The organism is Roseateles sp., from assembly GCF_039929605.1.
Taxonomy (GTDB): Bacteria; Pseudomonadota; Gammaproteobacteria; order Burkholderiales; family Burkholderiaceae_C; genus Pelomonas.
Map to the genome: position 1 here is coordinate 22,629 of NZ_JBDSQX010000062.1, position 10,811 is coordinate 33,439.

Below are 10,811 nucleotides of genomic sequence, written 5' to 3' on the forward strand. Positions count from 1 at the left end.
ACCCTCAGGTCACGTTCACCAGCAGCGCGCGCATGCCGACGGGCATGAATTCGCGCAACCGGATGCAGATGTTTTTCCACTTGTGCGTGTTCAGCAAAAAGCCGAAGGCACCCATTTCGTCGTCGTTCGGCCCCGCTTCGCGGATGCGCCGGTCGCTCAGCGCCGCGAGCTGCGCGTAGCCCGGGGCACCGAAACGCTGCGAGACGAAGCGCAGCGGCGCCCGCGTGCCGAAGACGCAGGCCACGTGCTGCGGCAGCCGGTCACCCACCCCCGTGAACCAGCTGTGCCGGATGCAGCTGCCGGGCAGGTTGGGCGCGGCGAGCGCGCCATGGCTGTCCTGGTTGTCGTGCACCTGCAGCCGGTGCACGAAGAGGGCGCCCGTGCCGCGCGCGCGCTCGACGCGGCTGCGGCCGAATACGGTGAGACCGTCGAACACCAGGGCCGCGCCCCAGCCCGCGTCGGGCGTGCCGGCGGCCGCGCCGATGGCGAGCGCCGGTGTGGCTTCGCCGGCACCGCTGCCGGCATCGACGATGCAGGCGCTGAGCGACAGCGCGTAGCCGGTGTCCACGAGCAGCGCGCCGGTGATGCAGCGGTTGAAGACGAGTTGCGGCACCTGACTGAAATCGGCCAGCTCGGTCGCATCGCTCAGGCCGTAGCCATCGGCCAGGTGCAAGGCGCTGCGCAGCGGGGCGCGGCCGCCGGCCACGCTGCCGTCGAGCACTTGCGCGCCACCCGGGTCGAGCGTGCAGCCGTCGAAGGAGAGCCGGTTGAGCGCGGCCTGTTCGACCAGCGCAGCGGTGGCCGGGAAGGCCGTGCCGCGCGTCAGGTACAGGCCACTGAAAGTGATGTCGGCAAGCGACTGCGGCGTGCCGCCGCCGGCCGAGATCGTCGCCGCGCGCAGGCGCAGCGGCTGCGCCAATCGGATCACCGGGCGTTCGCCGTCGAGCGCACGGATCGTCAGCGGCTGCGCGATGCGCAGAAAGAGCGTGCCGCCATCGTTGCCGATGCCAGGCACGCTGTTGAGATCGAGCTCGTGCGTCAGGCTGTCGGCGATCTCGACCACCAGCGGCGTGGCGCGCAGCGCCAGGTCGGCCAGCGCCAAGGCCAGCACGTCGGGCCCGTCGGCGCGGGTGATGCGCAGCACGGTCGTGCCGGCCGCGGGCGCGGGAATCCTGTGCGGCACCGGCTGCGCGCCGACCGGGCCGGAGAAGCCGGTCGTGGCCGAGACGCGCAGGCCATCGGCCAGCGGGTCGGCGAAGTCGGCCTGGGTGGGGCCGGGCACGCCGAAGACGACGCGGCCACGTTGGGGGTCGATGACGATCTCCAGCGGCGCGAGCGGCGGCGCGAGGCCGGCCTCCCAGCCGCACAGGTTGGCGCCGCGCAAGCGCCAGGCCAGGCCGCCGAAATCCGCGTCGGGCAAGTGCAGTACCAGGCCGGGCGCGCCGGCCGACGGTCGCGCGGGCTGCGCGCCGGTGTACAGATCCAGCTCGACATAGGCCTCGGGCCGGCCCGCAGGCGTATCGGTGGTCAGCCGCGCGGGCGGCATCGGGTTGGGAACGCTGTCGATGTCAGCCAGGTTGGGCGGTTCGTCGTCGGCGCGGAAGCGGTGCGTGTTGAACAGCGCCAGCGGCTCGGCCTGCGGGTGCAGCTCGAAGCGCACCGCAAAGGGCGCGGCGGCCGGATCGGTCAGGGCGATGATTTGCTGCGCTGGCGCGCGTGGCGGCGCGGGTTGCGACACCGGCACCTGGTAATCCTCGAGCCGCCACAGGAAGATGCCGAGATTGGGCAGGTTCACCGCGGGCCGGGCCGGGCCTTCGCCCTCGCGCGCGACCGGTGGCTTGAGGTCGACCGTGCGCGCAAACGGGTCGAACGGGCCGTCGACGAAGGACAGCCAGGCCGGCGCGCGCAGCGTCGCGGTGCCGCCGCGCACCGGGTGGCGCGGGTCGTTGTGCGGCACCGATTGCCAGGGCGACGCACCGCCCGCATCGGGCCGCAGGTGGTTGAGATGCATGTTCCACGCCAGCCGGTCGCGCAACTCGATCGCGTGCGCGGCCCAGCCCGACAGCGCAAACGCCTGCGACTCGACCGCGCCCAGCGTGCCCTTGCGCCGCCGGTGGTAGACGGTGCGCGCGACGTCGGCGCGCAGCGTGTGCGGGTCGCCCTTGAGGTGCGATGTGCCGACCAGGTCGGCGATGTAGGGCACGACCCAGTCGTCGCAGCTCTCGATGAAGAGGTCGTCGTATTGCTGCTCGACGCGGTCGCGCAGCGCGCTGAAGACGCTGTCGAGGGCGTCGACCAGCGCCTGGAGTTGGCCCGGCGGCGATTGCTCGGCATCGCGCTGGCGGTAGACCTCGGGCAAGCGCTCGAACAACGAAGGCGCGGTCATGACAACCCCTCGTCCGACGAGTACGTCAGCCGATCCCCCGAGGGGATGCGGGCCGGCTTGGGAACGGCCCGGCGCTCGGCCCGCAAAGATAGGGCTGTCGCATGTCTCATGCTGCCCTCCCTTCAACCGGTTCGACGGCTACCCATTCGAGCGCCAGATCACCGGCCTTCAAGCCCAGCAAGCTGGTCGCGGGGCACACCACGCGCCGTTGAGACGCCGGCACCAAGGCCGAGCCGGTGAACAGGCTGCTGGAGATCGAGAGCAGCGAGGTCGACGTGAAACCGAGCCGTGTCAGTTCGACCCAGGCCACACCCGGCACGTTCTGCACGCGGCCGACGATCTGCGAGCCATGCACGTCCTGTCCGAACTGGCGGCCGCGCCAGTCGAACAGGCCGCCGCTCGGCAGGTCGTCGAGCGCGACCTCATCCGGGTCGCTGCCCAGCGCCTGATGCACCGCGGCGGCCACATCGGCGCTGCGCAGTCGCGCGTCGAAGCCGACGCGCAAGCCCATGGTGACGAAGCGCCGGTTGCCCAGCCGCAGCGTCAAGGCACAGCGTGCCGGCCCGCGCGCGGCGACCGCGGCGCGCAAGGCGCCGTCGAGCGCGGTCGCGTCGGCCGCCGCAAGTCCATCGGTCAGCACCGTCAGCGCCAACACCGGTGCGCCGTCGAGCAGCGTCCACGAGGCGCGTGCCTTCAACACGCCGGGCAGCGATTGGGCCTCGGTCTCGTAGTCGGCCAGGCTGACGATGCGGCCCAGGCTTTGCATGCTGCCGGGCGCGGCGCGCTTGACGCTGTGCTCGGGCTCGCGTTGCGCGCCGCCGGTCACCGGCTCGAGCAGGAAGGCGTCTTCGAAGCCGGAGAGGCGTGGCTGTGCGCTCACCTTCGCATCGGCCTTCAGCGGCCCGTTCGCACCGCTGCCGCTGCGGTAGGTGGCGCGCACGTTCCCCCGGCCCGAGGGCAGGCGTGCGCCGCGCAGCCCGTCGCCGAACTGGACGTGGCTGGCCCCGTCGTCGCTTTCGCGCACGAGGTAGATGCGGTCGCGCGGGCCGGCGTCGAAGAAGCTCTCGACGCGCTGCCACAAGACGCCGTCGACGCGGATTTCAACCTCGGGCAGCTGCGGCGGCGCGACAGTGGTGTCGAGCAGATAGGTCAGTGGCGACTTGGGCAATGCGAACGTCTGGAACACGCTGCGCGCGTCGCCGTCGCCGAGCACGGTGTCGGTCTCGGTCTTGCCTTCGGTGGCGTCGACCAGGTTGGCGTAGTTCCACACGGCCGGCTCGTCGTGGCCGTAGCGAGCAAGGCCCACGCTGCGCCCGAGCGTGAGCTCCCAGCGCGGCTCGCCGCTGGTTTGCGCACGCACCCGCTGCACCTGGGTCGCCACCGGGCCGGCGGGCTCGGCCATCAGCAGCGTGCGGCCGAGCAGGGCATGGGCATCTGCGGCGCTGCCGTAGAAGTCGAGCTTGCTGCCTTCGGTGGCGCCGGTGTTCACCGGCAGTGCGCGCAGTTCGAAGGCGCTGCCCTGCACCACGTGGATGGCGACGCCGCGGATGTCGGTGTGGGTGAGCGCGGTGCTGCCTTCGTTGATGGCGAGGTCGGCGTCGAGCGTCAGCACGGTCGCCGCGCCCGTCTGCGCGCCCCAGGCCAGCGATTGGCGGTCAAGCTGGCGCACCCGCCGCGCCAGCAGGCGTTTGCGCGGGCTGCCGTTGGCGCCGGCCGCCAGGTTGGCCTCGACCAGCACGCCCAGGCCGGCGGTCAGCGTGTCGTCCTCACCTTCGATCGGCAATTGCAGCGCGCCGAGCCGCGGCCCGGCCGGATCACCCTGGGACGTGTGCAGCACGCGGGTGTAGGGCACCGGAATCTCGCTGGCACGGCCATCGGCATCGACCTGCACGCGCGAGGCCGGCGCGGCGTGGCCGAAGTGGCGGTGCTGTTTGCCGAGCTTCCAGGCGACGAGGGTCGGCGTCGAATACGCCGTTGCCAGTGCCAGCCCGGCCTGCAGCAGCCCGCTGTAGGCCGGCAAGGCGGCGATGCCGGTCAGCACCCCGGTCGAGACGAAGCTGGCGCTGCCGACCAAGGACAGCGAGGCCAGCAGCCCGCCGCCGAATGCGCTACTGAAGGCACTGCTGACCGCGCTGGCGGTGGATGACAGCGCGAGCGAGCTGGCGGATGTGGCCACCGAGTTGCTGGCGGTGAACAGCGGCGTCAGCGACAGCAGCAGGCGGTTGAGGCTCTCCAGGCTGCCCTTGGTCTTGATCTGGCGGATGCCGAAGGCCTCGGTCACCGTGTCGACGATCAGGACCTGGGTGTGGTCGTAGGCGCGGTTGGCCGCGTCACCGCGCAGCAGGCCGACCATCAGCTTGTCGCCGGCCTTCAGTTCAACGCTGCCGCGGTACTCGAAGCTCGCCATGCCGTTGGTGATGGCGGGCACGGCGCGCGGGCGGTACAGGCGGAACTGCGACAGCGCCGGGCGGGCCTCGATGGGGGTCTCGGTCTCGAAGGTGGCCGGCGCGTCGGCGCCTTCGAGCTGGGCTTTCAGCTGCAGCCCGGCCGGCACCTGCACCGGCCGCTCGCCCTTGACCGCGATCGCGAAGCGCGCGCGCCCGCCCAGGCCGGGCGCCGGCCGGTAGCCGAGCAGACGCACGAGGTCGGTGATCGCGTCGCGCCGCAGCGCCGTGCGCAGCCAGGTTTCGTTGGCGTAGTCGTCCTGGTAGAGCGACAGGATGTCGCCGACGATCGCCGCGCTTTCGACCAGCGCGATGCCGGGGTCGTCGGGGCCGCGGTGGGTCCACGCGGACAGCGCGGGCGACTGGTCGATCAGCGACAGCATGCGCGCGCGCATCTCGGCATAGCCACCGATGCGGTAGCCGATGCGCGGCAGGGCCGGCCGGTTGAAGACCGGCGCCGGGAAGTCGGCAGGGCGTTCGCAGTCGTGTTCGCAGCTCATCGCCGGCCCCCCTGGATGTCGAACACGATGCGGCCACGTTCCAGGTGATCCGGGTCGTTGGCGACGATCAGCACCTCGAACTCGCCGAAGTCCAGGCGCTGGGCCGTCGCCTCGGGCAGCGCCGACGGATCGACCTCGACCACGGTCACACCGCCGCCGCTGCCCGGGTTGAAGCGCCGCATGCCGAGCTTGACGACACGCTCGACCCCGGTGACCGACAGCGCCCGCCCGATCAGCTGGCTGGCATACAGCGACTGGCCGAAGCTCCACAGGTCGGGGTGGAACAAGCCTTGCGGCCACGGCAGGCCGGCCGGCAGATCGCTGTCGGAGAAGGCCATTTCCAGCTCGGTGCGCAGGTCCTCGACCCAGTAGGCCGAATGCGCACAGACGGTCAGGCGCACGTCGAGCGGCACATAGACTGCGGTGCGCAGCTCGACGTCGTCACCGATCAGGCGCAGCGCATTGAGGTGCGCAGTGACGCGCGCGTGAAGCGCGGCCGTGAGCTCACCGCCGCCGACCGGATCGATCGCGACCCGCACCACGCGCCAGCTGCCGCTCCAGCGGTAGGCGGCACGTGCCTGGGCCACGCCCGGCACCTCGGCCGCGCGCGCGGCGTAGTCGGCCAGCGTCACGGCGCGCAGTTGCACCCGGCGGTAGGCCTCGGGTGCGCGGCGCAGCAGGTCAGCCGCGGCCTCGGGCGCACGGCCGTCGGTCACGTCGAACGGGTTCCACACACGCTGCAGCAGGTTGGCGTTGTTCGCGGTCGTCAGCACGTCGGCGCCGACGTTGCCGGCCACGCCCTGGCCGCTGCGGAACTGCGCCGTGACGGTCGCGTCCGCGGGCAATGCCCGGCCGTTGACGCCGTTGCCGAAGCGCAGCTGGCTCACCTGGTTCTCGTGGGTTTCGACGATGAAGTGCTCGTCGTCGTCTTCCGACAGCACCAGGTCGATGCGTTCTTCCCAGGCCGAATCGAAACCCTGGACGATCACGTGCAGCGTCGAACGCGGCGGCGTGATGCCGTCGGGCGGGGTCGACCGGTAGGCCAGCACGCCGGCCGCCTCGGGCAGCATGCAGACCGTGGCGTCGGCTATGCGCTGCGGGCCTTTCTGGCGCTGGCGCAGCGACACATGGGCGTGGGACAGGCGGCGCAGGCGGTTGTCGTCGTCGGGCCTAAGCACCGTGCCCGCCGGCTGGAACACGGTCTCGTGCGGCCGGCCCTGGGTCACGTGCAGCAGGTTGGCGTGGAACTGCGTCAGGTCGCGCACCAGCACGCCGGCGCAGTCGCAGACGAAGCAGTAGTTCTGCGTCAGCGCGTCGGCGGCGAGCCAGTTCACGCGCACGAACCAGGCGCCAGTGACCGGATCCTGCAGCCGCTGTGCGCGCGCAACGTCGCCGTCCAGTGGCACCAGACGCAGCAACTGGCGGCGCGCGAGGCTGCGCCCGTTGGGCGTGCCGGTGGCGGGGTTGCGCGCTTCCTCGATCAGCAGCTGGTCGACCCGGGTGTCGACGTCGGCCTCGGCCGGTGCTGTGCTCTGGTCGCCGGAGACGTGGTTGAACAGGTCCTCCAGCACGATGGCGTCGGCCTCGCTGCTGCTTCCGGCGATGTGCAGGTCGGCGCTGGTCGCGCCCTCGGCCAGCGCGGTGACGCTGTCGCCCCAGGTGTAGAGCTGTAGCGTGTTGGCCGCGGCGAACACGCGGCGGCGCCAGCGCGTGCCGGGCTCGCGCGGCAGCGCGAACACCACGGCGTCGGCATCGCGCCAGTCGCGGCCGTTCCACACCGCCCATTCATCCTGCATGCCGGCGGGGTCGCTGCTCATGGTGGGCAGGTCGGTGGTCGTGGCGATGGCTTGCACGGCGACCCAGGTGCTGGCTTGGTTGCCCTGGTGCAGGTGGTAGTCGACGAGCCGGCCGTGGCGTGCGAGCGAGACGCGCTTGCGCGCGCTGACGATGGAGCGCTCGGCAATCACGCGGTCGTGGTGGTCGGCCAGCTCGTCGGCCTGGGCGGCGATCAGGTCGATCAGCACCTGGTCGAGATCGGCTTCGCTGGTCGGCTGCCAGCCGGGCACGCGCTGCGCCATCGCGGCCATCAGCACATGGCGGAAGCTGTCGTAGTCGCGTGCGAGGTAGTCGATCGCCGGCACACCGCCGCGCGGCGGCGGCGCATCCCAGCGCGGCGCGCAGGCCAGGTTGAAGCAGCCGGGGCGGAACTTGAAGGGCAGCCTGTTCAGCAGCGGGTCCATCGCCCGCGGCAGCGCGTCGCCGGGCGCGATCAGGCTGCCGAGCGCGGTGGCCAGCGTGTAGCTGCTGTAGTCGCCGACGGGCGAGACCTTCAGGCGCAGCGCAAACGGGCGGCCATCGGGGTCGGCATGGACTTCGGTGACCTGCACCTGGCCGGGCAGGCTGCCGGCGCGCAGGCGAACGCCACCCGTGACCGAAAAGGCCTCGCTTGGCGGCAGCGCACCCAGCGCCTGCGCGTTGTGGAACTCGAGGTCGAGCCAGGCGAACGTGGGCTTGGGCACCGCCTCCAACGAGACGTAGACCAGGCGCAAGCCGTTGTGGCCGGTCGCGTCCAGATCGCGCGCGCGGTCGGCGACGCGTTCCTCGTCGAGCAAGACGCCGTTCATGGCCTCGTACCCGGCTGCTGCTGCAGCCGCACGTGCTTGACCTCGCCAGTGGCGAGCAACTTGTACTTGAGGTCGACACTCAGCGTCGAATCCTCGGAGAAGACTTCTAGCGACTCGACCGCGATGCGCTGGGCCAGCCAGCGCGACAGGTTTTGCGCGACCGTGGCCTTGGCCAGCGCCGCAGCCACCGGGTCGTTGCGCTCGAAGACGAGCCGCTTCAGGCCGGCACCGAAAGACGGCAGAAATGGCCGTTCGCCCGGCGCGGTAAGCAGCAGTTGCAGGATCTCGCCGCGCACATGGGCGTCGAGCGTGGCCGGCGCAGCCGAGCGACCGTCGCTGCCGACGTGGAAGGGGAAGGCGAGGTGGCGGCCGCTCATCAGGTCTTCTCCACCAGATCGAAAGCGGCTTCGTGCCGGTGGTTGCCAATGCCCTGCTCGATCTGCAGCGTCGTGATCAGGTCGTCGCGGTGCTCGTACAGGTAGCGCAGCACGCCCTTGGCCACCGCGGCGAAGAGGATCTTGCGGTCCTTCACGCCCGGGCCGCTGGTGGGCAGCGGCTCGCCGCGCGCGGCGAACCATTCGTCGCGCATGGCCAGCTCGATCAGCCAGGCCATGCTGTCGTCGTTGTCGCTGGCGAAGTTGCCTGCCTTCAGCGCGTCGGCCATCGTTGTCAACCCGTCTTGACTCGCACCGACAGCAGGGACGGTGTCGCGGGGGAAAAGGGCTTCACGGGAATCATCGGCGTGACCGGTATGCCCATGCAGGTCTCACCCACGTGGATGTGGGTGCTGAAGGTGACGACCAGCTCGTTGAGGTACTGCAGCAGGTTGTCGCCGAACACCAGCGGATGCTGCGCGCCATCGACCAGTTCGATCTGCGGCGCCTCGACGATGACCTTGGCGGTGCTCTCGACGCGGATCAGGCCTTCGTCGACGCGGATGGTGACGAAGTTGCTGCCGCTCGCGTCCGACACGGTGGCCGAATGGCCGTCGTCGTCCAGCGAGAGCATCAAGCCTGTTTCGCTGCGCAGGATCTTCAGCGGCGGTTTTGCGGCCGTGCCTTTCTCGTCCTTCGGCGCCTCGTTGCGTGCCCACCAGCCGCCGCTCCAGATCGGGCGCGAGGTGTCGCCAGCCTCGAACTCGATCCACACACCGCTGCCGACCGGCGGCACCGCATGGAAGCCGACGCCGTCGCCGGCGTAGGGCGCGCAGGGCAGGGCCCAGGGCGAGTCGATCTCGCCGAGCACGGCTGGCACCTGCGCGCGCAGGCGCGCCATCCCCTCGGGGTCATCGACGTCGGTGACCACGCCGCGGTACTTGCCGTAGAAGCGGTCGCGCTCCTTCTCGGCGAGTTGCACCACCAGGCGTTCGATCTGGCTCGAGTCCATCAGAACAGCCCTCCGCTTAGACCGCCACTGACGCCGCCGCTGACGCCGCTGCCGGCCGAGCGCGCGTTGCGCGTCAGCGAGAACTGCTGCTTGTAGCCCGAGTCCCGGATCTCGTGGCTGACGCGGCTGATCAGGTAGTCGCCCGACAAGTGGCCGCCGGCACCGCTGACACTGAGCTTGCGGTAGGGGCGCAACACGCCGGCGTAGCTGTCGGCCTGAACCTCGCCTTGCGCACCATAGGCCCAGGACGACAGGTCGGCCCCGGCCTGCACCGCCGCGTCGATGTCGCCCTGTTCCTCGCGTGTGGAGGTCAGCAATGTGCGCGCCGGCGTCAGCAAGGTGTGCACCGCCTCGTCGCCCAGCGCCGCGGCGGTCGACTGCTCGGCCTGCGAGGTCACCACCTGCTTGTCGGCCGCCAGCACGCTGAAGGCCTGCGGCGCCAGCGGGCGCAAGGCGTCGAAATGTGCGCTGAAGCGGCCGATGTTGCGTGCATCGCCCAGCAGCACCAGCTCGGGCAGGCTGTCGTCTGCGGCCTGCATGCGCTGGAACACGCCGACGCTGGCGCCCGGCGCCGGGCCGGGCTCGACATAGGCAAACATGCCGTGCTCGCGCGCGAGCTTGCGCAGCAGCTGCATCGGCGTGCCGCGGTGCACGCGAAAACGCGACAAGGCGCTGCCGGCATCGGCCAGCGTGTCGACCTGCGGCGTGAGGCCGGCCTCCGAATACAGCGCGCTGGCGATGTCGGAGACCGTCTGGTCTTCGAAGGACTTCACGTCCTCGTCGCGGTCGAGCAGCACGCTGTCGTCATGCACCACCAGGGTCATCAGGCTGGTCTCGGGCGTCGCGTCGAGCGTGAAGCGCTGGCCGACCACCGGGCCGTCGATCAAGGCAATCCATTGGCCGTCGCCGACCTTGATCTCGACGCGGATGCGCGCGAAGGCCTGCGCAAAATCGTCTTCCAGCTTCTCCCACGCCCCTTGTTCGTTGGTGCCGACCGGCACGTCGAGCTCGGCCTCGGCCGCCATGCCGATGGCCTGGTCGACGCGGATGGCGCCGAACGCGGCGAGCTGTTCCTCGTCGGCGGGCATGTCGTCGAGAAACAGGCGCAGGGTGGCGGTGGGCATGGGGCGTCGCTCAGAGGGTGAGAGGGAATCCGGCGTGCCCGAAAGGGCGCTCCAAAGCGACCCAATCTAGGCGCAAAGCGCAGCCGTAGCTCGGGCTACGGCGAGCATTTGCAACAACGAGTGGCACCTTTTGGGGTGCACGAGCGGGTGTGTCGGATTTGTTCACAAGCTCTCAGCCGCGCACAAACAGCGTCACCAGCGGTTCTGCGCCGACCTGCCGACTCCAGTGGCCGTGCAATCCCGGTTCGAACTGCACGCCCGCGGGCAAGACATCGGCGGAAAAAAAGTGTTGCCCCGGTCCGAACAGCCGAGTGCTGCCGTCCTGCAAGCCGATCTCCATCTGCCCA

At 70.8% G+C, this 10,811-nt stretch carries 7 protein-coding genes; all 7 read right to left on the minus strand.

The window, feature by feature from the left end; translation table 11 throughout:
• Positions 1 to 4: 4 nt before the first annotated feature.
• Complete coding sequence (locus ABIS05_RS08710) at positions 5 to 2,386, minus strand: hypothetical protein (protein ID WP_348013307.1); 2,382 nt, start codon at positions 2,384 to 2,386, stop codon at positions 5 to 7.
• Between the two features lie 106 nt (positions 2,387 to 2,492).
• Positions 2,493 to 5,330, minus strand: a complete 2,838-nt coding sequence (locus tag ABIS05_RS08715; RefSeq protein ID WP_348013308.1) for a hypothetical protein — start codon at positions 5,328 to 5,330, stop codon at positions 2,493 to 2,495.
• A complete protein-coding gene (locus ABIS05_RS08720; RefSeq protein ID WP_348013309.1) occupies positions 5,327 to 7,954 on the minus strand; it encodes a baseplate J/gp47 family protein in 2,628 nt (875 codons plus the stop codon). Before ABIS05_RS08720 ends, ABIS05_RS08715 begins: the two co-directional genes overlap by 4 nt.
• Positions 7,951 to 8,331 carry a GPW/gp25 family protein gene (locus ABIS05_RS08725; protein WP_348013310.1) on the minus strand — a complete coding sequence of 127 codons (381 nt, stop codon included), beginning with the start codon at positions 8,329 to 8,331 and terminating at the stop codon, positions 7,951 to 7,953. The genes ABIS05_RS08720 and ABIS05_RS08725 overlap by 4 nt, the downstream gene beginning before the upstream one ends.
• On the minus strand, positions 8,331 to 8,618 hold the full coding sequence (locus ABIS05_RS08730; RefSeq protein ID WP_348013311.1) for a hypothetical protein: 288 nt from the start codon (positions 8,616 to 8,618) through the stop codon (positions 8,331 to 8,333). The genes ABIS05_RS08725 and ABIS05_RS08730 overlap by 1 nt, the downstream gene beginning before the upstream one ends.
• 5 nt (positions 8,619 to 8,623) lie before the next feature.
• Positions 8,624 to 9,340 carry a phage baseplate assembly protein V gene (locus ABIS05_RS08735; RefSeq protein ID WP_348013312.1) on the minus strand — a complete coding sequence of 239 codons (717 nt, stop codon included), beginning with the start codon at positions 9,338 to 9,340 and terminating at the stop codon, positions 8,624 to 8,626.
• Positions 9,340 to 10,464 carry a contractile injection system protein, VgrG/Pvc8 family gene (locus tag ABIS05_RS08740; RefSeq protein ID WP_348013313.1) on the minus strand — a complete coding sequence of 375 codons (1,125 nt, stop codon included), beginning with the start codon at positions 10,462 to 10,464 and terminating at the stop codon, positions 9,340 to 9,342. The genes ABIS05_RS08735 and ABIS05_RS08740 overlap by 1 nt, the downstream gene beginning before the upstream one ends.
• Positions 10,465 to 10,811 lie beyond the last annotated feature (347 nt).